Genomic DNA, 25,473 nt, shown 5'->3' with positions numbered 1-25,473 from the left:
GTAGCAACAGAGAGAGGGCTATCATAAAAAATGTGATCGCGATGCGCCAGCCTGCTACAAGGGTGAGCGCCGCCTTCATGTTTTGGATCAACTTTGTCGGGTAAAATAGTAAAAAGAGGAAACCTGACTGGTAAAACGGGGAAGCTTTTTTGCCGGTCGCAGGCTGGTGAGCAGGCATTGTGTTTGTTATGTTTTGACAGCCCTTATGGCTATCCGCACCTGGAGCAATTTCATGCAGTTAATTACGCCACGTCTTACGCTCACGACCCTCAAGCCCGAAGACTGGCTGCTGTTTCGCGCCGTACATGAAGATGCGGCCACCATGACCTGGGTCAGCGAAATCCCGGACGAAGCCGATTTGCGCCAGCGATTCAACGAACGCCTCGCGCCCTGGCAGGTCAGCAGTTTTCATATGCTCTGCGTAGTGGCGCGACTGCGCGACAGCGGCGAGCCGATCGGCCTGTTCGGCTGCAGCCCGGAATGGCAACCCTACCGCCAGGCTGAGGTGGGCTACATGCTGCTGCATCGCTTCTGCGGCAAGGGGTACGGCAGCGAAGCGCTGGCCGGGCTGAGCGAGTTTCTGCTGAAGGCGGGTTTCCACAAGCTTAAGGCGATGGTGGTAGAGGGAAATGTGGCGTCGCGCCGTATTCTGGAGAAGAATGGCTATGTGCTGGAGGGTACTTTACGGGATAATTATCTGCTAAACGGCGAGTGGGTGAACGATTGGGTCTTTGGTCGCCTGAATCCGGAAAATTAAAAAAATTTTATTCTCCCCTCGACAGCTTTGTCATCGCCGCGTTATGTTCTTTTTTCGGTCACAGCAGTGACCTGCGTCGCTCGGACGGTCCGGGCGCTTACGTATTCAAGAGGACATTATGGCTGATAACAGCACACCCCGTCGTTTCTCGCGTATCGATCGCCTTCCCCCCTATGTGTTTAACATTACCGCTGAGTTGAAGATGGCTGCGCGTCGGCGCGGCGAAGATATCATCGATCTCTCGATGGGGAACCCTGACGGCCCTACGCCGCCGCATATCGTGGAAAAACTTTGTCAGGTGGCGCAGCGCGAGGATACGCATGGCTATTCGACCTCGCGCGGTATTCCGCGTCTGCGCCGCGCCATTTCGCGCTGGTACGCCGAACGCTATCAGGTCGAGATCGATCCGGAATCCGAAGCTATCGTCACCATCGGCTCGAAAGAGGGGCTGGCGCACCTGATGCTGGCGACGCTGGATCACGGCGATACCGTACTGGTGCCCAATCCCAGCTACCCCATTCATATCTACGGCGCGGTAATCGCTGGCGCGCAGGTGCGCTCGGTGCCGCTGGTGGCGGGCATCGACTTCTTCGCCGAGCTGGAGCGGGCGATCCGCGAAAGCTACCCGAAACCGAAAATGATGATCCTCGGCTTTCCGTCGAACCCCACCGCGCAGTGCGTCGAACTGGACTTTTTCGAGCGGGTTATCGCGCTGGCGAAACAGTACAACGTGCTGGTGGTGCACGATCTCGCCTATGCCGATATCGTTTACGATGGCTGGAAAGCGCCTTCGATTATGCAGGTGCCTGGCGCGCGCGACGTGGCGGTTGAATTCTTCACGCTGTCGAAAAGCTACAATATGGCGGGCTGGCGCATCGGTTTTATGGTGGGCAATAAAGAGCTGGTCGCCGCGCTGGCGCGCATTAAAAGCTATCACGACTATGGCACCTTTACCCCGTTGCAGGTCGCGGCTATCGCCGCGCTGGAAGGGGACCAGCAGTGCGTGCGCGATATCGCCGAGCAGTACAAGCGTCGCCGCGACGTGCTGGTGAAAGGGCTGCATGAGGCGGGCTGGATGGTGGAGAACCCGAAAGCGTCAATGTACGTCTGGGCGAAAATTCCCGACCGCTACGCCGCTCTCGGCTCGCTGGAGTTCGCTAAGAAGCTGCTGCAGGAGGCGAAGGTCTGCGTCTCGCCGGGTGTCGGCTTCGGCGATTACGGCGATACCCACGTGCGTTTTGCGCTGATAGAAAACAGCGATCGCATTCGTCAGGCGGTGCGGGGGATTAAAGCGATGTTCCGCGCGGACGGTATTCTGCCGGGCAGCGTAAAAGCGGTGGAAGAGGCTGAATAACACTAATCGGGGCGACAACGCTGTCGCCCCAGTGCGCTTGCGCTACATCATCAGCACAAAGGTGCCGACCCACAGCAGCACAAAGAAAGAGATTCCCATCAAGGCGTATTTCACAAACAACTCCTCTGAGCGGTTACGACGAGAGCGATCCCAGGCCAGCGCAACGCGAACAGATTGAGAAAAACGCATCAGGTCATCATCGCCTCAGGCATTTTCTCAGGTCGTTCTGAGTAACTCAGAACAGGATCGAGCGCTAATTTACGCGTAATCGATCCTAAAATAAATAGGACCATTATGAGAGATGCATCACGCTTTACTCTGCTTCAATCTCAGGGATCGCCGACATACCAACCCGCAGCTGCGACAGGCCAGGCTGGTTCGTATCCAGCGCGATTTTCACCGGAAGCCGCTGGACGACCTTAGTATAGTTACCTGTCGCGTTATCGGGTGAAATCGCCGAGAAGGTCGCACCCGTCGCCGGCGCGATACTGTCGACATGGCCAGTAAAATGTTTGCCCGGCAGTGCATCGATGGTGATATGCACCCGCTGTCCCTGGCGCACGTCGCTGAGCTGCGTCTCCAGATAGTTCGCCGTAATATAGGTTTGCTGCAGCGGCACCACCGCCAGCAGACGCGTCCCGGCGGAAACGTAAGCGCCGACGCGCGCCGCACGCTGACCCACCATGCCATCCACCGGCGCAACGATGCGCGTATAAGAGAGGTTCAGGCGCGCCTGATCCACGCTCGCCTGCGCTGCTGCCACATCCGCCTGTGCCTGACGAACCGCCGCCTGCAGCACGCCGATCTCTTTCACGGCGGAGAGTAGGGCAGCCTGACTCTGGCGTACCGCCGCAGCGGCGGAGCGCTGGGTCGAGCTCGCCTTCTGCTGATCGTCAGCGGCAACGGTGCCGCTTTTATACAGGCGGTTGTAGCGCTCGGCGTTCTGACCGGCATATTGCGCGGTCGCCTGGTTAGCCGCCAGGGTCGCCTTTGACTGCTCAATAGCTGACTGCTGCTGCTCCAGCTGCGCCTGGCTGCTGAGTAATTTCGCCTGGCTGACCTGCAAATCCGCCTCGGCGCTCTCCAGCGCCACGCGATAGTCGCGGTCGTCCAGCGTCGCCAGCACGTCGCCCGATTTTACCTGCTGGTTATCCTGTACCTTCACCTCGGCGATATAGCCAGAAACTTTCGGCGCCACCAGCGTGTAGTCGGCGTTGACGTAAGCATCATTGGTGCGGTGATCGTTGCCGGTCATCGTTGACCAGATAAAAAACGCGATGGCCAGCAAAACCAGCAACAACAGGCTCAGCAGCACGGTTTTTCTCATTACTAAAGCACGCATAATCTTATTTTCTCGATGTCGAAGAGGCAGGTTGAATCAGGGTTTGTGGCGGCCAGACGCGCTTCGGCAGCCAGGCAGTCAGCAGCAGCAGCAGCGCGGCGAACGCAATCAGCATCAGCCAGCTGTCGCTCAGGCCGAGCACCGTAGCCTGATGCCTGACCAGGGTGGCGAAGCCGCTGAGATTCTCGCTGCTGCTGACGCTGCCATCCATCAGCAGCGGGTGGCTGGCGTCTGCGTCTGCGCTGTTCGTCGCGCTCATCAGCCAGGGGCGGCTGGCGGCCTGGTCCAGCAAAACGTTGGAGTGGATCTTCTCCCGGTGGCTGAGAAAAACCTCTACCAGCACCGAGGCCGCCACGCTGGAGAAGCCGCGCACGGTATTAAACATCGCCGAGGCGAAGGGCCCTTCCGGCGGCGCAACCACGCTGGTGGCGCTCATCAGAATCGGCAGGATCACCATCGGCTGTCCAAACGCCTGTAAAATTTGCAGCGTCCAGAAGTTCTGACGCGCCCAGTCGCTGGTGATCTGCGAGCCGAGCAGGCAGGCGGTAATCAGCAGCGCGACGCCCGCCGCCAGCACCCAGCGGCAGTCGATCCAGCGAATATTGAGCAGCGCGGCAACCAGCGGCGCGATCAGCAGCTGCGGCAGGCCGACGGTTAGCGCCAGCGGCGCGAACTGCAGGGTGCGGAACCCCTCTACCTGACCGAAATAGGCGGAAGGGAGCGCCGAGCCGGAAAGCGAGACGACCAGCACGGTGGCCAGCGCCAGCAGGCCGTGGGTCAGATTGCGGCGCGACAGCATCTGCAGCCGGAACAGCGGCAGCGGATGAAACCACTCGTTAATCAGAAACACCAGCAGTAGCGGCAGGGCGGCCAGCAGCATGGCGGCGATCAGCGGCGAGTCAAACCAGTCCAGACGTTCACCCTGCGTCAGTGCCAGCACCAGCAGCGCCATGCCGCTGCATCCGGTAAGCATGCCGAACAGATCGATCTGCTTAAAGCGCTCCAGGCGCAGCGGATCCTGCGGCAGACCCCAGCCGAACAGCAGCATGGCGATCAGCATCAGCGGCACCACCTGCCAGAACACAAACATCCAGCTGACGTCGTCCGTCCAGAACGCCGCCAGCGAGGCGGCCATATTGGGGCCGAAGGTGGCCGTAAGCGCATAGCCGCCCAGCCCGTAAAGTTTAAGCGGCGGCGGCAGGAAGCGCAGCGCGACGGTCATCAGCATCGGCGGCAACGCGCCGCCGAACAGCCCCTGCAGAACGCGCAGGATGATAAAGCTGCCGGGCGAGGGCGCCAGCGGCAGCAGAATGCCGCACAGCAGAAAGCCGGTTGAAACCGTCAGCGAAAAGCGGCGCAGTGAGAAGGTGACGGCGAACCAGGGCGCGATCATCATTGCTGCCACTTCGGCGGCCTGATAAGAGGAGACGATCCAGCTACCCTGGTCATAACTGACGCCGATGGCCGCGCGGATATCAGCCAGCGCGATATCGGTCACGCGGTCATTCAGACCTGATGTCAGGGCAGCGATAAGCACGCCGATCAGCCCCAGGGCGAGGCGAAGCGTAAAAGGGTGCGGCGTCGGCGCAGCGGCAGGCTGAGCGGTCATAGCAGGCTTCTCGTTATTATGATGCAGTGTATTGCGATGTGATACAGGGCGCGATCTTACATTCCGATATGCTGTATTGCAATGTGGTACATGCTGTAAATTGTGCCTTTTTCGCGGTAGAGTAAGGCAGCTGAAAAGGACGACCCATGGCAAAACTTCCATCCAGCCGCGAAGATGAAAAATCGGGCGGTATTCAGGTCATCGCGCGCGCGGCAAAAATCCTCAACGCGCTGGGAGAGCATCCCGGCGGCATGAGTCTTGGCGAAATCGCGCAGGCGGTGGATCTGCCGCGCTCTACGGTGCAGCGCATCATCGCCGCGCTCGACAGCGCCCAGCTGGTGCGCAGCAGCGGCGCGGGCGGCTTGCGCCTTGGCCCGGCGCTGCTGAAACTTATCTCAAGCGTTCATACTGACGTCGTTGATCTGGTGCGGCCCAAGCTGGAAGCGCTGTGCGCGGCGACCAATGAAACGGTTTCGCTGTCGCGCGCCAGCGGCACCCAACTGACTATCATTCACTATGTGGTGGCGTCGCGCGAATTACGCGTGGTGCCGCGCATGGGGCTGAACCTGCCGCTTTACAGCACCTCGGGCGGCCGCGCACTGCTGGCGCTGGAGTGCGACGACGACGTACGCGTAATGGTGGGCGAAGCCTGGCGCGAGCTGACGGATAAAACCGTAAAAACGCTGCCGCAGCTGCTGACGCTTATTAATGAGGTGCGTAAAACCGGCATCTCTTACGATCGCGGCGAAACGCTTGAAGGCATCTCCACTATGGCGGTGGCGCTGGATACGCTGTTTGGCCGTTTTTCTGTCTCTCTGCTGGTGCCGACGGCGCGTTTTCAGAAAAATGAAGAGGCTTACCGTGAAGAGATGCTCAAATGCAAAGAGGCGCTGATACGCGAAATCGGCAAAATCGCCGCTGTTGAAGGATAAACTCTGATGAAAACACTGCTGATGGCTGTTGATAATTCGCCGGTCGCCGAGAAAGTGATCGCGACGGCGATAGAAGAGGCGCTGGCGCACAAAGCGCAGGTTGTGGTGCTGTGCTGTGTCGATCCTGCTTACTCCTCCTGCAACCAGCCGATAGATATCACCGCCGGAGAAGATCCGGAAGATTTCGCCGTGGCGCAGGATGAGCAGAATACCGCCGAACTGGTGGTGCGCCATGCGCTGGCGCCGCTGCTGCGCGCCGGCGTCGACGCGCGCGGGCTGATTGTCGCAGGCGAAGCAGCGGATACTATCGTCGCCCAGTCGCAGCAGCTTGATGCGCAGATGATCATCATGGGACGCCGTCATCTCTCCTCTTTTAATCGACTGTTAAAAGGATCGGTAAGCGCGGCGGTTATCGAGCGCGCCCACTGTCCGGTATTAATCGACGTTCGTAAGGATTGAGCAACTTCGCATGACCTCGCTGTGGATCGTCACGCTGGCAGCCTTTGCGCTGCTGGCGCTTATTATCGTTGTCCTGATAAAAACCACCCGGCTGCGCGCCTGGCAGGGCGTCGTGCTTTTCCTGCTGCCGCTTTTGCTGGCGAATCTGCTCTGGTTTAGCTGGCTGAAGCCGCAGCAGCAGCGCGCCGCACAGCGGCAGGCGGCGATAGATTACCTGGCGCAAACGCCGGGCTATCGCGTACTGCAAACCCAGGAGCCTGCGCTTTGGCAGCTGCTGGTGCAGGAGCTACAGCACAAGCTGCGCCTCGGAGAATCACCGCAGCAGGCGACGGGCGAGCTGCGCGGCTGGCTGGCCGATATCATTAACCAGCGTCTGATGCGCGCCCCGGATGGGGCCGTGGTCAGCTATATTCGCGTCTCGGTAAATGAGATGCAGGCGCTGGGCCGCCACGATCCGCAGCTCTGCTTTCGTTTTCTCTATCCGCAGGTCAGCGGCGGAATCAACCTGGTGAAAACGCTGCCGCCTGCGCTTAACGCTCAGGACGCCGCGGCGACGGAGCAGCTGTTGCTGGCCAGCCGCGGCGCGGATTTGCCCGTGGATCAGCCGCAGGCGCAGCAGGATTTGCAGCGTATCGTGGCGACGCTCTATAAAAAATGGGGCGACAAGCTGCAGCAGCTCAATATGCCCGCCGATACGGCGGTCGATCGTTCGTCTATGTGCGCGATGTCGATCGATCTCTACAGCGCTATTCTCGCATTGCCGGACAAACGCGCCGCGAATCTGTTGCGTAGAATGGTGGCTCTCTCTGGCTGAGGGGCGAAAAAAAGCCCGCTCAGCGCGGGCCTAAAATCAATCTGAATGTCTTCTTGAGTATCACCTGGTGTGGTGCAGACGCTGTTTTGTCTGAATGCATCATCGCACGCTTTGATTGATAGTGATAACCGTTTGGTTGTATCAATTTAATCGGTAGAAACTTAGAAAAATGATTTATGTTGGGCAGTTTTCCGATAGCCGACGTAAGCGACGCGGCTTAAACTGCGGCAGCAATGTGAGGAAGAAAGATGAAATCTATTATCGCCAGCGCGATAGCGCTGTTATTGCTGACCGGCTGTAGCGTCAGCAAGCCGGGAGGTTTTGAACGCGTCGATGAAGATCCAAGCGCAAATACCGTACAGTACCGTTACGATCCGCAAAAATTAAACAAAGATGCGATGGAGCTGGATCTGGCGGATTATTGCAGCAGGAAAGGATTTGATAAAGTTGAGGCGCTGACGCCAAAAGACAGTCATATTCCGGGGCTGAAAACCAGTTGGTTCCAGTGTAACTACGCAATAAAAAGCTAAACGATAAAATAATGAAATGGGCGGGTAATATCCCGCCCTTTTTTTATTTTTTGCTGTGTGAAATCTTTGCCCTTAGCGGTAATGGTGCCAGCCATGACCGCCGCCGTGGTGCCAGCCGCCGCCATGTCCTCTGTCGATAATACATCCGCTCAGCATAGAGATAACGGCAAAAACGGTTGCAACTTTAACGATTTTTTTCACAGGAAGCTCTCCTCTTTTCCGATAGGTATGACATTACGCCGGAATAGTGGAGTGATGATGCAGCGAATGTAGAGTTATTTAGAGAGATATTTCAGAATATTTCATTAACAGCAGTAGGCCGAGGTGCTTTAAATAAGCCTATCGGAACAGGCTGAATAAAAAAGATTATCGGCAAGATAATTCTGAAAAGCAAGCGCGACCTTCCCACCCAGAGTATCGAATTCAGGCTAAAGTATGTTGATGCCAAATAAAAAGGAACAATTATGGAGCGCGAAGTAAAAAATGTACTGGCGTTGCAGGCGGAGCTGGGGGAGTGCCCCACCTGGTCGACGCGCGAACAGGTGTTGTGGTGCGTTGATATTCTGGCGCCCGCGATTCACCGCTTCGATCCGCGCAGCGGCGCGCTGGAGAGCTTTCCGCAGCAGGAAGAGGTCGGCTGTATCGGCCTGCGCGAACAGGGAGGGCTGATCGCCGCGTTGCGCAGCGGTATCTGGCTGCTGGACGAGCAGGGCAGGCCGCAGCGTAAGATTGCGGATAACCCTGGCGAGGCGGCGAAAAGCCGCTTCAACGACGGGCGCGTCGATCCCTGGGGCAATTTCTGGTGCGGCAGCCTGTGGGAGCCGCAGGACAAGGATGGCGCGCTGCTCTGCCGCGTGACGCCGTCGCTGCAGCTGGAGGTCAAAGCGCGCGATATCAAAATCTCCAACGGCATTGCCTTTTCGCCCGACCGCCGCTGGATGTACCACAGCGATACGCCGAACGAAGTGCTCTACCGCTATCCGCTGGATGAAAACGGTGAGCCGGGCGCGCGGGAGCTTTTCCGTCAGTTTGACGCCGACGGCGGTTTGCCGGACGGCGCGGCAGTCGACAGCGAAGGTTTTTACTGGTCTGCACAGTTCGATGGCGGACGCATCGTGCGTATCGATCCCGTCAGCGCGCAGATTGTGGATGAGATTGCTTTGCCGGTGCGCTGGCCGACGATGGTCGCCTTTGGCGGCGCTGACCTGAAGACGCTCTATATCACCAGCTCGCGTGAGGATCGCACTGCCGAGGAGCTGGCGCGCTATCCGCAGTCGGGAGATATTTTCGCGGTAGAGGTTGAGGTTGCGGGCATCGCGGAGCCGCTGTTTCCGGGATAACGCGCAGCGACTGTGATTCACCGGGCGGACGGCTCGGCCCATCGTAAAGAGACAAAAGCGGCCCGCGCCATCCCTGGCGCGGGCCGCTTTCTACTTCTGCGCTTCAGCCTGGCATTAACGTCAACTGCGCTGTAGCACCTGTTCGGTCAGCGGTTCGCGCTGCGGTAGCCGGATCATCAGCGACAGCAGCAGCGATATCACCAGCAGCGTCATAATCAGGCTAAAGGTGACGGTAAAGCCGCCGAACAGCGAGGCGATGAGCGAACCGAGCACGCTGCCGATGCCAAAGCCCAGGTAGAGCAGTCCGTAGTTTTTGGTCAGATTATTGAGGCCGAAGAAATCGCTTACCAGCGACGGAAAGACGGTAATGGTGCCGCCGAAGCTGAAGGCGACGCAGGCCAGCGAAACAAAAAAGGTGGTCTCATTCATGCGGGTAAACAGCAGAATGGCCATTCCCGCCAGCGAAATAACCTGCGCCAGAGAGATAACCCGAATCCGCGCCATCTTATCGGACAGAACGCCAAGCACCAGACGTCCACTCAGATTGGCGATGGCGATCGCCGTTACCGCGTTGGCTGCGGTTTGCGCGCTAAGATGCACCAGCCCTTCACCGATATCTTTCGCGACGCCAATAACATAGAGACCGCTCATGCAGGCGGTTAAAAACATCAGCGCCAGCATCCAGTACTGGGGCAGGCGCACCGCCTGAGCCAGCGTATAGTCGCGCGCCTGCCGGGCGGCGTGATCCGCTGCGCGCTGAACAGGCGCATCGCGCATCAGCAGCGCGCCCAGAATAATCATGCTCATCGCCGCCAGGCCCCAGATAATAAAGGTCTGCTCCAGACCGACCGCGCTCAGCAGCGCGCCACAGATAAATTTAAAACCCAGGCTGCCCAGCCCGTAAGCGCCGATAGCGCAGGCGGAGATCACCCCTTTACGCTCGGGGAACCACTTCACGCAGTTCGACAGCGTCATTAAATAGCCAGCGCCATCGGCTAACCCGACCATTACGCCTGCGCTGAGATAGAGCATCATCAGGTTATCGGCATGGGCGGTCAGCCAGAAACCGGCTGCCATCAGGACGCCCGCGCCGATAGCGACCCGACGCACCCCGAAACGTTCCTGTAGTTTGCCCGCCAGCGACGAGGCCACCGCCAGCCCGAGGCTAAGCAGCCCGAAAGAGAAGGCGACCTGACTGACTGACGCGTCGAGTTTTGATGCCAGCTGACCGTTAAACAGGCTCCACGTATAGACTGAGCCCAGCGCGAACTGGGTGATGACCGTGCCGACCAGGGTCAGCCACCGGGTACGTTGATAAGAGGATGCTGTTGTCTGCTTCATAATTTTTCTCTCCCGTCTGGGAATCTGGAAACTAACGCCAGAGTAGGGCGAGGCTACGCGCGCGCGTAAAAAAAGGCATGAATGGAGGGAAACGCGTCATGAAATGCCGCTTTCAGGGCATGAACTGCAGAGATTGCGCTTCGCTAAGGTATGACTAATGCGCCAACCTGATAATCATTGGTTACCTGACGTAAGCAGATGTGTCTCTCGACAGGTTTCAGCAGCAGAGTGGCAGAATATTTGCCAGGCTTAAAGCTCACTTAACAGGAGGAAATATGAAAGACCGAGCATATGAATCCCTTAGCTGTGAGGATGAGGTCCGCTGCATTATCGGTCAGGCAGTGATTGAGCTCAGCGATGAGCAGCAGCCTGTGACCAAATCCACACTGGCTTTGAAACTGCTCTCCATGGCCGACCAGGATAATGACGATGAGCGCGTGTTACTTTACTGGATAGCGCGTAAGGCGATTAATCGGCCCCATCAACTGACACCTGTGCAGCGCCGGGCATGACGCTAAGCGGGGCGGGCAGCAGCCCGCTCTTCGCTTCACGCAGGGACGCGCGTTCGCCGCGCTGGAAACCGCGCAAACATGACCAGATTGCCCGCCAGAATCATCGCTAATCCCACAAATCCCTCCAGCTGCCACTGATATCCTTCATAGATCGTTGAGAGCGTCAGCGCCACCAGCGGAAACAACAGCGTGCTGTAGGCAGCCTGACTGGCACCGATGCGTCCAACCAGGGTGAAGTAGGCGCCAAAGCCGACGACAGAGCCAAAGATGGCCAGATAGGCTACAGCGCCCATCCATTGCCGGTTCCAGACAGGCTGCAGCGATTCGCCCTGTAATAGCGTCAGCAACGCCATCATCAGCGCGCCATAGAGCATCGCATAGCTGTTGGTCGTCAGCACATCGCGCTGCAAACGCTGATGGCGCAGGCTGATCATATTGCCCAGCGAAAATCCCAGCGTACCCAGAGCGCTCAGGCCGACCCCCCATAAAAGCGGCGCAGAGGCTTCGCTGCCGTGTAGGTCGAGCCAGAAAAGCGCGACTATTCCGCCGATGCCGAGCATTGCAGCTGGCAGCAGACGCACGGAAGGGCGCTGCCGGAAAAAAAGCCAGCCGTTAAGCGCGTTATAAAGCACCGCCATGGAGAAGATAACCGATTCCAGACCGCTATTGATCCAGGCAGCCGCGTAATAAAAGCAGAGGAAATTCAGGCCGAAAACGCAGCAGCCCTGCAGCAGACAGAAGAGGTGATCGCGCGCCGTCAGCGATCGCAAACGCTTAATCGCCTTCAGCGCAGCCAGCATTACCAGCGACGCCACGATAAAACGCCAGAACACCGCCGCGCCGACGCTGCCGCTGCTTGCCGCCTGCTGGGCGTAAATTGCGATCCAGGTGGTGCCCCAGATAAGCACGACGGAAAAGTATAAACAGAGATTCATGGCACGCCTCCTTGAGCTGAGGCAGCAGTATCGCCAGTAAAGGAGAAAACGGCTTACATGGACTTGCGGCGCACTTGCAAATTCTTGCGCTTTTTTCGCCGTCGCGCCTGATAAGGCTGTTTTCTTTATGCGGCTCTTCATACACTGAGAATCTGTCAGCAGGAGAGCGCCCGTGAACACCCCGACCTACCAGACTTTTGATATGCTGCAACGCCATAAAGCCCAGCTGCGTCATCACGCCCGGCTTAATGACGGCACTCAGCTGGCGCACTGGTTCAACAGCGGCGATCGGGTTACTAATCTCAGCAATCACCATACTCTCAGCCTCTATATCGCCGACGGCTACGATACCTGGCATAAAACGCCTTACGGCTGGCGGAACGGCGGCGGCCCGGATCGCTTCTGCCTGATGCCATCCGGCGTGGAGTCCACCTGGGACCTGCGGTCCGATCTCTCATTCGTCCATCTCTATTGTACTGAAGCGCATCTGCGCCAGATGGCGGAAGAGATATGGGACCGCAGCCCGGCGCACCTTCAGCTGCACGAGAAGGTGTTTGCCAGCGACGATCGCATTACGCAGCTCTATCGTCATTTTCTGCTCAGCTGCGACTGGGCACAGCCCGCCAATCAGCTCATGCTGAGCAGCGCCTCGACCTTGCTGCTGACCCATTTGCTGCAGCATTACAGTGAGGTGCAGTGGCGCGCGCCGCAGACGCGGGGCGGTCTGGCGCCTGCTGTGCTGCGTCATCTGCTGGCCTTTATTGAAGCGCACCTCGATCAGCCGCTGACGCTGGCGCAGCTTAGTCAACAGGCGTCGCTGAGCGAGTTTCACTTTGCGCGTATGTTTCGCCATTCGCTGGGCGAAGCGCCGCATCAGTATGTGATGCGGCGTCGTATGCAGCGCGCGAAAGAGATGCTGGCGGACAATTCCCTCTCTCTGACGGCGATCGCTTTTAGCTGCGGGTTCCATTCGCCCAGCCATTTCAGCAACCGCTTCAGGCAGATACATGGCGTTTCTCCCTCGGTTTATCGCACCAGCCAGCGTGGCATATAAGCCGGACGCTATCCTTTCTGGATCCTGTGCAGGGCGGATATAACACCTGAGAAGAGCAATCCCGTCGAGAGTCGGCTTTAAGCTGATTTCACCTCTGTTCAAATAAGACGAAATTAATTCGACGCTTAACAGGACCTGTCAGCCTTCTTGCCAGATAAAAACGTATAGAATCATTATATTCTGAATCTGAGCGAGTAAAATATACTTCTTATCCTTAACGCTATCCTTTCGTTCGCTTTGCTTTATGAAAGCGGAATAATGGCATTTTACGGATAGAAGAATATCCATTCAAATTACGGCTCGAACTTAAATAGGTCGTCATTGTCTGAAAATTTGCATTCTCATTTTGCAATACCTATTATCTCGAAACGGAAAAATGATTGTCATTTGGCAACAGGTTTCCCGTTTGTAATTGCTTTCTGTCGAGCACGGATGCGGCTGATAATAAGTTGGTTATTCAGGTAACTTCAAATTATGGCTTATTTTATAAGAGGGAATTTCTTAATCTTGTCTGGAGAAAATCTGCTGGTGAGCAACGAATGGTGAGGCGTTCTTGCTTGCCTTTCTGGTGGTTTTTGTTTATTTATTTCAGTAACTAAGTCGCGATGTGGCAGGGTTTTAGCCAGGGTCTTCTTTACAGGTAAAAACGCTAAGCAGAAGGTTAAAAGTGGCCAGGCAATCTCTCCGGGCTAATAACTTTCTATTAACTTTGTGTGTAAAACATTTAATAGTTTCTAATAACGGGTTAAATGTTTGACGGTTTGATTCCTGGAGATTTATTGCTCTATTATCTCGGCTGCAAAAGCATTGCGACTCCTGTCAAATAGCAATTCAATGAGGAACGGAATAATGGCTGACAGCTTCCAGAGTGAAGTGCCTAAAGCACGTATTAACCTTAAGCTCGATCTCCATACGGGCGGAGCAAATAAAAAGACGGAATTACCGCTGAAGTTACTGATTGCAGGCGATTTTAGTCATGGTCAGGAAACTGCACCATTATCGGAGCGGAAGAAAATAAACGTAAATAAAAATAACTTTAACAGCGCGCTTTCTGAATATTTTCCAAAAGTGAATCTCACCATTACGAATACGCTGGCTAATGACGGCAGCGAGGAGAATATCCACCTGGGTTTTCGGGATATGAAAGATTTTACGCCGGAGCAGGTGGCGCGGCAGATTCCACAGCTTAAAGCGATGCTTGCGATGCGTAATCTGCTCCGCGATCTGAAAGCGAATTTGCTGGATAACCAGGCTTTCCGTAAAGAGCTGGAAAAAATTCTGCTCGATCCGGCGCTGAGCGCGGAACTGCGCAGCGAGTTATCGGCTCTGGCGCCGAAGGCTTAAGGGCATCAACGAGTTAATGGATTAAAGGGAATGCTTATGACTCTTCAAAATGAAAATGTGGCGGGAAGCGAAAGCCTGATGCAGGAGCGTCCGGAAGCGGGCAGCGTTTACGCTTCGTTGTTCAGGAAAATCAATTTAAACCCCGTCTCAAAGCTGAGCGCGCTGGATAGCTGGCAGGATGCACAAGCCATGTCTGACGCTACTGCCGACGAGCGTCTGACCGCTGGCATGCAGGTTTTTCTGGAATGCCTGAGCAAAGCGGGTTCAACCGTCAGGAAGCTGGATAAGACCCTGATCGATCACCATATCGCCGAGCTGGACTACCAGATTAGCCGTCAGCTCGATGCGGTTATGCATCATGAAGATTTCCAGGCCGTGGAGTCGCTGTGGCGTGGTGTTAAGTCCTTGGTCGACAAAACTGATTTCCGCCAGAACGTGAAGGTTGAACTGCTGGATATGTCCAAAGAAGACCTGCGTCAGGACTTCGAAGACAGCCCTGAAATCATCCAGAGCGGACTGTATAAACATACATATATTGATGAGTATGACACCCCAGGTGGAGAGCCTTTCGCTGCGCTGATTTCTGCCTATGAATTCGATGCGTCTGCGCAGGATGTTGCCCTGCTGCGCAACATTTCAAAAGTGTCTGCCGCAGCGCATATGCCGTTTATCGGCTCTGCCGGCTCGAAATTCTTCCTGAAAGAGTCAATGGAAGAGGTGGCAGCCATTAAGGATATCGGCAACTACTTTGACCGCGCCGAATACATTAAGTGGAAATCTTTCCGCGAAACTGACGACTCTCGCTATATCGGTCTGGTGATGCCGCGCGTGCTTGGTCGCCTGCCGTATGGCCCGGACACCGTGCCCGTACGCAGCTTTAACTACGTGGAAGAAGTTAAAGGCCCGGATCACGACAAATATTTGTGGACCAACGCCTCGTTTGCCTTCGCCGCCAATATGGTGCGCAGCTTTATCAACAACGGCTGGTGCGTACAGATCCGTGGCCCGCAGGCGGGCGGCGCAGTGCAGGATCTGCCGATTCATCTCTACGATCTCGGCACCGGCAACCAGGTCAAGATCCCGTCAGAAGTGATGATCCCGGAAACCCGCGAGTTTGAGTTTGCGAATCTGGGCTTTATTCCGCTAAGTTACTATAAAAATAGAGATTATTCCTGCTTCTTCAGCGCTAACTCCACTCAGAAACCTGCACTGTACGATACGGCGGATGCCACGGCCAATAGCCGTATCAATGCGCGCCTGCCTTACATCTTCCTGCTGTCACGCATTGCTCATTACCTGAAGCTGATCCAGCGGGAAAACATCGGCACCACCAAAGATCGCCGTCTGCTGGAGCTTGAGCTCAACACCTGGGTGCGCAGCCTGGTGACTGAAATGACCGATCCGGGCGATGAACTTCAGGCCTCGCACCCGCTGCGCGACGCAAAAGTGGTGGTGGAAGACATTGAAGACAACCCGGGCTTCTTCCGCGTGAAGCTGTTCGCTATCCCGCATTTCCAGGTAGAAGGCATGGACGTCAACCTGTCGCTGGTTTCCCAGATGCCGAAGGCGAAATCATAAACTAAGGCAGGAAGCCAATGAAAACGGAACAACCGTTCTGGGGCAGGGGCGTTATGGTCTCTCCCCAGCACTTCCAGCAACAGGCCGCGTACGCATCCTGGTCTGCGGAATGCATTGCCCGACTGGGTCTCTCTCATCCCTGGGGAATGATTGGGGCCACTTTCGAAACGGATGCACTGAAGCTGGGCCGCCTGCAGGCCCGTCATCTGCACATCCGTTTTCCCGATGGCACGCTTATCGACACGGATAATGCTGACGACCTGCCGCCGGTGCTGGCGCTTGAGGGCGAATCACGGGATGTGGTGGTGGTTCTGGCCCTTCCGCTGCTTCGGGCGAATGGCGGCAACTGTCTTAAATCTGATGAGGTGGCAGATCGCCCTGTTCGCTATCGCCAGCGCTGGCGGGATGTTCGCAATACCTTCGGGGACGATACCCGCCAGATTGCAGTGATGCAGCCCGAGCTGACGCTGCGTTTCGCCCATCAGAACAACAGTGATTATCTAACCTGCCCGGTAGCGCGTCTGCGGCAAGACTCTCAGGGCGCATGGGGGCTGGATGAAACGTTTCTCCCCCCGCTCCTGACCATCCAGGGCAGTCGCTGGCTGGTAACTCAGTTGGAACAGCTGATGACGCAACTGCGTGCCCGTCTGAGTCGACTGATGGCCATGCGTCGTGAAAGTAACGAACGCATGGCCGATTTTGCCGTGGCTGATGTGTCTCTGTTCTGGTTGCTCAATGCCCTGAACAGCGCAGAACCCGTGCTCGGACAGCTTCAGCGCCACCCGCAAAGTCCACCGGAGCGTCTGTACCCGGAACTGGCACGCCTTGCGGGCAGTCTGCTGACCTTCTCGCTTAAGCATCAGGTGAGTGATATTCCGGTCTGGCAGCATGAGCAACTGAATAACGTCTTCCCGCCGCTCTTTGACCTACTGGGCGATCTGCTGGAAGCCAGCCTGCCGTCGCGGGTGGTAGCGATTGAGCTTGAGCATGATGCCCGGCTTCATTTCTGGCAGGCCCGTCTGCATGACCCACGCCTGCGTGAAGGGGCGGATTACTACCTCTCCGTGCGTTCACCGATACCGGTGGCACAGCTGCAGGAACAGTTCCCGCGCCAGTGCAAGGTCGGCAGTCCCGATCATGTCAGGAGTATCGTCAACTCATCTCGGGTGGGCGTGCCGCTGACGCCGCTGCGTCATGTGCCGGCCGCCATTCCACTGCGTCTGGAAAACCAGTATTTCAGCCTTGATATCTCTCATCCTCTGGCCAGCGAAATGCTGCAGGGCGGCACCTGTATGTTTTACGTGCCGGGCATGCTCGGCGAGCCAGAACTTGAGCTCTTTGCGGTAATGAGAACATGAGTGAGCCTAAACGCAGCACTGCTGCGTCGATTGATATTGATGCCCTTCTGCAGGACACCTGGCTGCAGGTAATCAGCCTGCGTCACGGTCCGACGTTTCAGGATGGAGAAGGGCGCACGTTGTGGGAGCGCTGCATTGCTGATGTCGAACGCGTGCAGCGTGAGCTGAAAGCGAGCGAACTCGATGAAGCCAGCTGTCAGCATATTCTCACTGCACAGTGTGCGCTGCTTGATGAGGCGGTCAAAGGTCGTGGCGTGGAAGATGACGCTTGTGTGCAGTGGTATGACATTCCCCTGCAGGGGCACTTCCTCGGCACCATGGACGCCGGTGATACGCTGTGCGCTCGGATGCGTGATGTGCTGCGTGAACCGGCGCCCAACCACGTTGTTGTGACCTGCTTCCAGCGGGTCATGATGCTGGGGTTCCTCGGCAGTTTCCGTTCTCTGAACGACCCGGAGCGCCAGAAACTCGTCAGTGCCCTTAGTGAATATGTCCCCCCGTTTAGCTATCCGCAGACTCACCCGGTACTGGCAGAAAGCCGTACCGGACGAGGTATGGGCGGCTGGCTGGCATCATGGCCCGTGCGTATCGGCCTGAGCGTGGTGGTGGTCGCCGCACTCTGGTGGGGACTGGATTACTGGCTGGATCAGACGCTGTTGAGTCTGCTGCCGGGAGCCGTGAAATGAGTCCTGCACAACAGCGCGGGCTTGCGCTGTGGGCCGCCCTGCTGAGTGCAGTGGTCTGCCTGGGTTTCCTGCCGGGCACTCGCCTGGTTTCTTTGCTCATTCTGCTGGCAGTGCTGGGGCTTATCCTGGCGTTCTGGACTATCGGCAGTCGTCGTGCGGGGTATAACGTCACCCTGTGTCTGGATGACCTCCCCGAAGCCACTTACCGTCAGCCCGTGGTGCTGGTCTGTGGCGATCTGCCGCTGGCATGTATGCAGCAGTCACCCGTGCTCACGGTCACGCAGGGATGCTGGATCCGCGTGGAGGATCATCAGGATCTGGAGCAGGCAGCCCGTCAGGTACTGGGGTTACGCCCTGACTGGGGGCGCCAGCTGTCGGTGATGGTCAGCGTCTGTCCGCAGAAACACGCCGACAGCGAGCGCCTTACCAGTCGTCTGTTGGCCCTGCGCTGGCAAATCAGCCGACTGCGTAAAGAAACAGGTCATTCTGTGCCGCTGGTTCTGAATAGTCAGATTGGCAGCGCGATGACGAATGACCTGCTCTGGCAGGCGGCTATCCCGGGGGAGGGCGTGAGGGTCTGGCATGAGTCTTCAGCGCCAGCCTCAGTCGCTGCATGGGTCACCATCGGTGGGTCGCCTGCGATGCAGCAACAGGTGTTGATGAACGGCCTGACAGGCTGGTTCCGTCAGCACGTCCAGGCTGTCTTTATGGATGAGAACCCCGATGTACCGGTCATTGTACCTGTTGCGGTGCTGTGGGGAATGGGTCCGATCCTCGCCGGAAGTCTGGCCACATCGGCCTGGACGGCCTGGCTTTCCCGTCACACTGCAATGCAGCAGGTGGCGGGTTGGCGGCCGGTGGGAACGGACAGTACGGTTATCTCCCCCTTCCCAGATTTTATCCTGCCACTGCTGCCGGAAGGGCGAGGCCTGACGCCACGTGGGCGAGCCTTCCGTTGTGCGCTCTGGCTTTTCACGCTGGCGGCGATTGCAGCGCTGCTCAGTAGTGGCTGGAACAATCGCCAGTTGCTGCAGCGTGTGAGTTTCGATATTGCCCGTTATGACCGTATCCCGGCGCATGATTTCGGCCCAAAAGCCGACGCCGTTGCCGTCCTGCGTGACGATGCGGCAGAACTGGATGGCCAGGCGCGCAATGGCGTACCGATGCGGATGGGCCTCGGTCTGTATCAAGGGGAACGTCTACGGATGCCGGTGCTGGAAGCGATCCGCTCGTATGTGCCGCCACCTCCGCCACCCAAACCGCAGCCGACCCCAAAACCGGTACCGACAATTGTGAGGCTCGACAGCATGTCGCTGTTCGATTCCGGCAAGTTCGTGCTGAAAGCGGGCTCTACCAAAATGCTGGTCAATTCCCTGGTCGGCGTTAAGGCGAAGCCTGGCTGGCTGATTGTCGTGTCCGGGCATACCGATAACACCGGCAATCCGCAACTGAACCAGACGCTGTCCCTGAAACGTGCCGAAGCGGTACGCAACTGGATGCGTGACACCGGCGACGTGCCGGAAAGCTGTTTTGCAGTGCAGGGTTATGGCGAGAACCGCCCGATCGCAACCAATGACACCCCGGAAGGCCGTGCGCTCAACCGTCGTGTCGAAATCAGTCTGGTACCGCAGGCGAACGCCTGTCAGATACCCGGCAAACACCCGGCGCCATCGCAGGATGATGGCGCATCACAATCAAATGGAGAGTAAATCTTATGGCAATTCCTGTTTATCTTTGGCTGAAAGACGACGGCGGTGCGGACATTAAAGGTTCTGTGGACGTCCAGGATCGTGAAGGCAGCATCGAAGTGGTGGCGCAGGAGCATAACCTCTACATCCCGACTGATAACAACACTGGCAAGCTGACCGGCACCCGTATCCACACGCCGTTCCTGTTCACGAAGGAAATCGACTCCTCCAGCCCGTACCTCTACAAGGCTGTGACCACCGGTCAGACCCTCAAGTCTGCGGAATTCAAGTGGTACAAAATCAACGACGCGGGCCAGGAAGTGGAGTACTTCAACACCAAACTGGAAAACGTGAAGGTGGTGAAAGTGAATCCTGAAATGTACGACATCAAGGATCCTTCTAAAGAGAAGCACAACCACCTTGAACGCGTTGAACTGCGTTACGAAAAAATCACCTGGACCTACAAAGACGGCAACATCATTCATTCCGATTCCTGGAACGAACGCGCCACCGCGTAAGCCCGATGCGGACAGGGCCCTGTCCGCAGTTTTTTGCTGAGTGCCTGTCTGAAACGGGCTTTCAGCAAAGAAAACCACAAACTGCCAGCCTGACCATATGCGCTTTGGTCCCCTTCACGGGAAACAGCGATGGGCGGTAGCGTGTCCAGGAACCGACAAAGAGAGAGATTTATGGAAAATCCAGCCATCCTGTTGCGACGTCTGAACCCTTACTGTGCCCGTGCGATGGAAGAGGCGGCTTCGCTCTGCCAGACCCGTGCCCATGCGGAAATTTTGCCGGAACACTGGCTGCTGAAGCTGCTCGAACAGGGGGAAGGTGACCTGACGGTGCTGGCACGCCGCTACGAGTGGGATATGGATGCACTGTGGCAGGTGTTACTCGGCTGGCTGGATAATCAACCGCGTACGGTACGCAGCCGCCCGCAGCTATCCGCGGATATTCAGAAACTGATGCAGGAAGCCTGGATGCAGGCCTCACTTGCCGGAGAGGAAAGTATCCGCAGTGTGCACCTGCTGATGGCGCTGACGGAAAAACCGAAACTGGCACGTTGTGACGGCCTTTGGCCGCTATTAACACTTGGTCAGAGCCAGCTGGAGCGCCTGCGACCTCTGCTGGATGCGCAATCGGATGAACGTCCGGAAATGCAGCGTGAAGATGAACTGGCACAGAGCCACGGTGGTGAGGTGGAGTTTGTCGGGCGTCCGGCTGGTGTGGAAATGAAAGAGGGGGAACTGAGCCCTGCGCTGCAGAACGCGCTGGATAAATTCACCCTCGATGTCACCGCCAAAGCGAAAGAGGGCAAGATTGACCCGGTGTTCGGCCGTGACACGGAAATCCGCCAGATGGTGGATATTCTCTCGCGCCGTCGCAAAAACAACCCAATCCTGGTTGGTGAGCCGGGTGTCGGTAAAACGGCACTGGTCGAAGGCCTGGCACTGCGTATCGCCGAAGGTAATGTGCCGGAATCTCTTAAGCCGGTCATCCTGCGTACCCTCGACCTTGGCCTGTTACAGGCGGGCGCGGGCGTGAAAGGCGTATTTGAGCAGCGCCTGAAAAACGTCATCGATGCCGTGCAGCAGTCACCCACCCCGATTTTGCTGTTTATCGATGAAGCCCACACCATTATCGGTGCCGGTAACCAGGCGGGGGGCGCGGATGCGGCTAATCTGCTGAAACCGGCGCTGGCCCGTGGTGAACTGCGCACCATCGCCGCCACCACCTGGTCTGAGTACAAGCTGTATTTTGAGCGCGATGCCGCGCTGGAGCGCCGCTTCCAGATGGTGAAGGTGGACGAGCCGGATGATGACGCCGCGTGCCTGATGCTGCGCGGCCTGAAATCCCGTTATGCCGAGCACCACAACGTACATATCACCGATGACGCAGTCCGTGCCGCGGTCACGCTATCGCGCCGCTACCTGACCGGTCGTCAGTTGCCGGACAAGGCTGTTGATCTGCTGGATACCGCCGCGGCACGCGTGCGCATGAGCCTCGACACGGTGCCGGAACAAATTGTGCGCCTGAAAGCGCAGCTGAATGCACTGGCGCTGGAAGAACAGGCGCTGCTGGAAGATATCGCAGCCGGCAGCAACCGTGATGGTGACCGCCTGGGTGTCATTGAACAGCAGCGGGCAGAACTGGAAGCGCGTATTGCGGAACAGGAAGCGCGTTTCAGCAACGAAAAGGCTCTGGCACAGCAGCTGATGGCCAGCCGCCAGGGCATCAGCCAGCAGGCTGAGATATCCGACCTGTATCAGCTCGGACAGGCACAACAAGGTGACGTACTGGTTCAGGTGGATGTGGATGCCCGTACGGTCGCGAACGTGATTGCCGACTGGACCGGCGTGCCGCTGTCTTCCCTGATGAAAGACGAGCAGACCGAACTGCTGACGCTGGAAAATGAAATCGGCAGCCGTGTTGTCGGCCAGGATGTTTCCCTTGAGGCTATTGCCCAGCGCCTTCGCGCAGCAAAGACAGGGCTGACATCAGAGAACGGTCCGCAGGGCGTGTTCCTGCTGGTCGGCCCGAGTGGTGTCGGCAAAACCGAAACCGCGCTGGCGCTGGCGGATGTGCTGTACGGCGGTGAAAAATCGCTGATTACCATCAACCTGTCCGAATACCAGGAGCCGCATACCGTTTCTCAGCTGAAAGGCTCACCGCCGGGCTATGTCGGTTATGGTCAGGGCGGCATTCTCACCGAAGCCGTGCGCAAGCGTCCGTACAGCGTGGTGCTGCTGGATGAAGTAGAGAAAGCTCACCGCGACGTAATGAACCTGTTCTACCAGGTGTTCGATCGTGGCTTTATGCGCGACGGCGAAGGACGTGAAATCGACTTCCGTAACACCGTTATCCTGATGACCTCGAACCTCGGCAGCGACCAACTGATGCAGCTGCTGGATGAGCAGCCGGACGCCACTGAAGCAGACCTGCACGAACTGCTGCGCCCGATTTTACGCGACCACTTCCAGCCGGCGCTGCTGGCCCGCTTCCAGACCGTGATTTACCGCCCGCTGGCCGAAGCGGCCATGCGTACCATTGTGGAAATGAAGCTGTCACAGGTCAGCAAGCGCTTACATCGTCACTACGGCCTGACCACGCAGATTGATGAGAGCCTGTATGACGCGCTGGCCGCCGCCTGCCTGCTGCCGGACACCGGCGCACGCAACGTCGACAGTCTGCTCAATCAACAAATTCTGCCGGTGCTGAGTCAGCAACTGCTGAGCCACATGGCCGCCAGACAGAAACCACAGTCGCTATGCCTTAGCTGGAGTGAGGAAGAGGGGATCGTACTGGAGTTTGACCGTACACAAGGAGTGCGCGCATGAGCAGTAATCCCCCGATCAGATTCAGCCACAACCACCACCTGCTGGCGGTGAAGGGATGTGACGCAGAGCTCGATGTACTGGCGTTTGAAGGCGACGAAGCCCTGAGCACGCCGTTCAGCTACCGTATTGAATTCACAAGCTCTGACCATGCCATCAGCAAAGAGATGATGCTGATGAAGCCCGGCTCGCTGACGCTGCAGGCCCCGGTTGACCAGGGTTACGGCATCAAAGTGCAGCAGGCCGTGCGCACCCTTCAGGGGATGGTGACCGGCTTTGAACGCCTCAGCACATCAAAAGATGAAACCCACTATGCCCTGACGCTACAGCCGCGTCTGGCGCTGCTCGACCGATCGCACCAGAACGCCATTTATCAGGACATGTCCGTTCCGCAAATCGTGGAAAAAATCCTGCGCGAACGTCACGGTATGCGCGGCCAGGATTTTCTCTTCTCGCTTGCAAAAGCGTACCCGCGCCGTGAGCAGGTGATGCAGTATGCCGAGGACGACCTGCACTTTATCACCCGCCTGCTGGGGGAAGTGGGTATCTGGTTCCGCTTCACCACCGACATGCGCCTCAACATTGACGTGGTGGAGTTTTACGACAGCCAGCAGGGTTACGAGAAAGGCCCAACCCTGCCGTCAGTACCACCGTCGGGCCAGCATTCAAAAGGCGTGGATTCGGTCTGGGGAATGGAATGCCATCACAACGTGGTGCAGAAGCAGGTCAGCACCCGGGACTACAACTACCGTCAGGCCACGCAGGACATGAACACCCTGGTGGATGCGGCCCGCGGGGACGCGACCACGTACGGGGAAGCGTACCACTATGCCGACAATTATCTGACGCCGGGCAGCGCGCATGAGCGCAATCCGGTTCCGGAGTCCGGGGCGTTTTATGCCCGCATTCGTCACGAACGCTACCTGAATGGCCAGACCCGGACGCAGGCCATCACCAGCTGCCCGACCCTCTTTCCGGGTCAGGTGCTGAAGGTCACCGGCGGTTACGAAGTGGCTGAGGTGTTTGCGCAGGGCGTGGTCATCACGGCGATGCGCACGCATGCCCGCCGTGATAAGGACTTTGCGGTTGATTTTGACGGTATTCCGGATAACACCGGTTTTGGTTTCCGCCCGGAACCCGGCAACCGGCCGGTGATGGCCGGCACTCTGCCGGCCCGCGTCACCAGTACCACCGAAAACGACATCTACGGCCATATCGATAAAGATGGTCGCTATCGCGTCAACATGCTGTTTGACCGGGATACCTGGGAAACCGGATCCGAGAGCCTGTGGGTGCGCCAGTCCCGCCCGTATGCCGGCGACACTTACGGCCTGCATCTGCCGCTGCTGGCGGGCACCGAAGTGGCGATTGGCTTTGAGGACGGCAACCCGGACCGGCCATACATTGCCGGCGTGCTGCACGACTCGGCGCACGGCGACCACGTCACCATCCGCAACTACAAACGCAATGTCCTGCGTACCCCGGCGAACAACAAAATCCGCCTCGACGACGAGCGCGGAAAAGAGCATATCAAGGTCAGCACGGAGTACGGCGGCAAGAGCCAGCTGAACCTCGGGCACCTGGTCGACAGCGAAAAGCAGAAGCGCGGTGAGGGTTTTGAACTCAGAACCGACAGCTGGGGCGCCATCCGGGCGCAGAAAGGGATGTTTATCAGCGCTGACGGGCAGACGAAAGCGCAGGGCCAGGTGCTGGATATGCAGGCAGCGATGAGCCATCTGGAGCAGGCGCGGTCGCTGGTTGAATCGTTACGCAGCGCGGCAGAAGCGGCGAGGGCAGAACTGGCAGATGTGCAGACGCAGAAGGCGCTGCTGTCAGAAGCGCTGACGGATTTAAAGAAAGCGGCGTTGCTGGTCTCGGCACCGGAAGGGATAGCGCAGGTGACAGGAAAAAGCCTGCAGCAGTCGGCGGGAGACAACATCATCAGCACCAGCGGCGGGCATACAGATTTCAGTGCGCTGAAAAGATTCACCGTGGCGGCCGGGGAGCGGGTAAGTCTGTATGCGCAAAAGCTTGGCATCAAAATGTTTGCCGGCAAAGGGAAGGTGGAGATCCAGGCGCAGGGAGATGAGATGACGCTGGATGCGCTGAAGGATATCCGTATCAGCAGCAGTGAGGGAAAGCTCATTATCAGCGCGAAGCAGGAAATCATTCTCACCAGCGGAGGCGGTTATATCCGGATAGCGGACGGAACGGTGGAGTGTGCGGCGCCGGACAAAATCATCGAGCGCGGGGCGGTGTGGCAGAAGTTTGGTGGACAGAGTATAAGCCAGGCGGCCCAGAAGTGGGAAAACGCGAATTTTTCTTATACGCCTAAGGCGATTGATGCCTACGATGGGTCAGCTCTGGCAGCGCAGAAAATGGCCATTCAGGGTGAGGATGCAGCCAGTCAAACCGTCTCAACCTCTGAAGATGGAAAAGGCAATTTAATGAAGCAGGTTAATGTGGTGACGGACAAACTGCGGTTCGAGGGAGAAAAATAAC

General features: G+C 57.5%; 23 protein-coding genes. 17 read left to right on the top strand and 6 right to left on the bottom strand.

What is annotated here, in order from left to right:
* The first annotated feature begins 232 nt into the window (after positions 1-232).
* Both EKL29_RS09510 and alaC read left to right on the top strand, forming a co-directional pair.
* The gene (locus tag EKL29_RS09510; protein WP_120458223.1) at positions 233-757 is read left to right on the top strand and encodes a GNAT family N-acetyltransferase; all 525 of its coding nucleotides are present in this window, start codon (positions 233-235) and stop codon (positions 755-757) included.
* Between the two features lie 118 nt (positions 758-875).
* Positions 876-2,111, top strand: coding sequence for an alanine transaminase (alaC, locus tag EKL29_RS09505; RefSeq protein ID WP_120458199.1), 1,236 nt, complete (start codon positions 876-878; stop codon positions 2,109-2,111).
* Positions 2,112-2,153: 42 nt separating this feature from the next.
* Here the strand turns inward: alaC and ypdK are convergent, their stop codons facing one another.
* The 3 genes from ypdK to EKL29_RS09490 form a co-directional block, all read right to left on the bottom strand.
* Positions 2,154-2,225 carry a membrane protein YpdK gene (ypdK, locus tag EKL29_RS09500; RefSeq protein ID WP_120458224.1) on the bottom strand — a complete coding sequence of 24 codons (72 nt, stop codon included), beginning with the start codon at positions 2,223-2,225 and terminating at the stop codon, positions 2,154-2,156.
* Positions 2,226-2,424: 199 nt separating this feature from the next.
* Positions 2,425-3,453, bottom strand: a complete 1,029-nt coding sequence (locus tag EKL29_RS09495; protein ID WP_120458200.1) for an HlyD family secretion protein — start codon at positions 3,451-3,453, stop codon at positions 2,425-2,427.
* 4 nt (positions 3,454-3,457) lie between these two features.
* Positions 3,458-5,062 carry an MFS transporter gene (locus EKL29_RS09490; protein WP_126689500.1) on the bottom strand — a complete coding sequence of 535 codons (1,605 nt, stop codon included), beginning with the start codon at positions 5,060-5,062 and terminating at the stop codon, positions 3,458-3,460.
* Between the two features lie 146 nt (positions 5,063-5,208).
* On the opposite strand from EKL29_RS09490, the gene EKL29_RS09485 reads away from it, so the two are divergent.
* The 4 genes from EKL29_RS09485 (at position 5,209) to EKL29_RS09470 (ending at position 7,797) form a co-directional block, all read left to right on the top strand.
* The gene (locus EKL29_RS09485) at positions 5,209-5,994 is read left to right on the top strand and encodes an IclR family transcriptional regulator (RefSeq protein WP_120458202.1); all 786 of its coding nucleotides are present in this window, start codon (positions 5,209-5,211) and stop codon (positions 5,992-5,994) included.
* A 6-nt stretch (positions 5,995-6,000) separates the two neighbouring features.
* A complete protein-coding gene (locus tag EKL29_RS09480; protein WP_120458203.1) occupies positions 6,001-6,453 on the top strand; it encodes a universal stress protein in 453 nt (150 codons plus the stop codon).
* 10 nt (positions 6,454-6,463) lie between these two features.
* Complete coding sequence (locus EKL29_RS09475; protein WP_120458204.1) at positions 6,464-7,267, top strand: hypothetical protein; 804 nt, start codon at positions 6,464-6,466, stop codon at positions 7,265-7,267.
* Positions 7,268-7,515: 248 nt separating this feature from the next.
* The gene (locus EKL29_RS09470; RefSeq protein WP_120458205.1) at positions 7,516-7,797 is read left to right on the top strand and encodes a hypothetical protein; all 282 of its coding nucleotides are present in this window, start codon (positions 7,516-7,518) and stop codon (positions 7,795-7,797) included.
* Positions 7,798-7,869: 72 nt separating this feature from the next.
* On the opposite strand, the gene EKL29_RS23275 is transcribed toward EKL29_RS09470, so the two are convergent.
* Entirely contained in the window at positions 7,870-7,998 is a 129-nt protein-coding gene (locus EKL29_RS23275) for a hypothetical protein (protein WP_257026225.1), read from the bottom strand.
* A gap of 263 nt (positions 7,999-8,261) precedes the next feature.
* Here EKL29_RS23275 and EKL29_RS09465 point away from each other — a divergent pair, with 263 nt between their 5' ends.
* A complete protein-coding gene (locus tag EKL29_RS09465; protein WP_126689499.1) occupies positions 8,262-9,137 on the top strand; it encodes an SMP-30/gluconolactonase/LRE family protein in 876 nt (291 codons plus the stop codon).
* 120 nt (positions 9,138-9,257) lie between these two features.
* Here EKL29_RS09465 and EKL29_RS09460 read toward each other — a convergent pair whose 3' ends face one another.
* Entirely contained in the window at positions 9,258-10,478 is a 1,221-nt protein-coding gene (locus EKL29_RS09460; RefSeq protein ID WP_120458207.1) for an MFS transporter, read from the bottom strand.
* A gap of 275 nt (positions 10,479-10,753) precedes the next feature.
* On the opposite strand from EKL29_RS09460, the gene EKL29_RS09455 reads away from it, so the two are divergent.
* The gene (locus EKL29_RS09455) at positions 10,754-10,990 is read left to right on the top strand and encodes a hypothetical protein (protein ID WP_084882889.1); all 237 of its coding nucleotides are present in this window, start codon (positions 10,754-10,756) and stop codon (positions 10,988-10,990) included.
* Between the two features lie 35 nt (positions 10,991-11,025).
* Here the strand turns inward: EKL29_RS09455 and EKL29_RS09450 are convergent, their stop codons facing one another.
* On the bottom strand, positions 11,026-11,925 hold the full coding sequence (locus EKL29_RS09450) for a DMT family transporter (RefSeq protein ID WP_126689498.1): 900 nt from the start codon (positions 11,923-11,925) through the stop codon (positions 11,026-11,028).
* 202 nt (positions 11,926-12,127) lie between these two features.
* Between EKL29_RS09450 and EKL29_RS09445 the strand changes: the two genes are divergently transcribed.
* From EKL29_RS09445 to EKL29_RS09405, 9 genes are all read left to right on the top strand, one after another.
* Entirely contained in the window at positions 12,128-12,979 is an 852-nt protein-coding gene (locus EKL29_RS09445) for a helix-turn-helix domain-containing protein (RefSeq protein ID WP_126689625.1), read from the top strand.
* An 849-nt stretch (positions 12,980-13,828) separates the two neighbouring features.
* Positions 13,829-14,323: a type VI secretion system contractile sheath small subunit gene (gene tssB / locus EKL29_RS09440; protein WP_126689497.1), complete on the top strand. Its 495-nt coding sequence runs from the start codon at positions 13,829-13,831 to the stop codon at positions 14,321-14,323.
* Between the two features lie 30 nt (positions 14,324-14,353).
* The gene (gene tssC, locus EKL29_RS09435; protein ID WP_126689496.1) at positions 14,354-15,901 is read left to right on the top strand and encodes a type VI secretion system contractile sheath large subunit; all 1,548 of its coding nucleotides are present in this window, start codon (positions 14,354-14,356) and stop codon (positions 15,899-15,901) included.
* Positions 15,902-15,918: 17 nt separating this feature from the next.
* Positions 15,919-17,259 carry a type VI secretion system baseplate subunit TssK gene (tssK, locus tag EKL29_RS09430; RefSeq protein WP_126689495.1) on the top strand — a complete coding sequence of 447 codons (1,341 nt, stop codon included), beginning with the start codon at positions 15,919-15,921 and terminating at the stop codon, positions 17,257-17,259.
* Positions 17,256-17,945 (top strand): type VI secretion system protein TssL, short form, encoded by a 690-nt coding sequence (tssL, locus tag EKL29_RS09425; RefSeq protein ID WP_126689494.1) that lies wholly within the window; start codon positions 17,256-17,258, stop codon positions 17,943-17,945. The genes tssK and tssL overlap by 4 nt, the downstream gene beginning before the upstream one ends.
* Positions 17,942-19,654 (top strand): OmpA family protein, encoded by a 1,713-nt coding sequence (locus EKL29_RS09420; protein WP_126689493.1) that lies wholly within the window; start codon positions 17,942-17,944, stop codon positions 19,652-19,654. The genes tssL and EKL29_RS09420 overlap by 4 nt, the downstream gene beginning before the upstream one ends.
* A 5-nt stretch (positions 19,655-19,659) precedes the next feature.
* The gene (hcp, locus tag EKL29_RS09415; RefSeq protein WP_023325816.1) at positions 19,660-20,151 is read left to right on the top strand and encodes a type VI secretion system effector Hcp; all 492 of its coding nucleotides are present in this window, start codon (positions 19,660-19,662) and stop codon (positions 20,149-20,151) included.
* A gap of 171 nt (positions 20,152-20,322) precedes the next feature.
* Entirely contained in the window at positions 20,323-22,974 is a 2,652-nt protein-coding gene (tssH, locus tag EKL29_RS09410; RefSeq protein ID WP_126689492.1) for a type VI secretion system ATPase TssH, read from the top strand.
* Positions 22,971-25,472: a type VI secretion system Vgr family protein gene (locus tag EKL29_RS09405; protein ID WP_126689491.1), complete on the top strand. Its 2,502-nt coding sequence runs from the start codon at positions 22,971-22,973 to the stop codon at positions 25,470-25,472. Before tssH ends, EKL29_RS09405 begins: the two co-directional genes overlap by 4 nt.
* Position 25,473 lies beyond the last annotated feature (1 nt).

This window comes from Pantoea sp. YU22, from assembly GCF_003970755.1.
Classification (GTDB): Bacteria; Pseudomonadota; Gammaproteobacteria; order Enterobacterales; family Enterobacteriaceae; genus Pantoea; species Pantoea piersonii.
The sequence above is the reverse complement of the archived record's forward strand: the minus strand, read 5'-3'. Positions and strand labels throughout refer to the sequence as shown.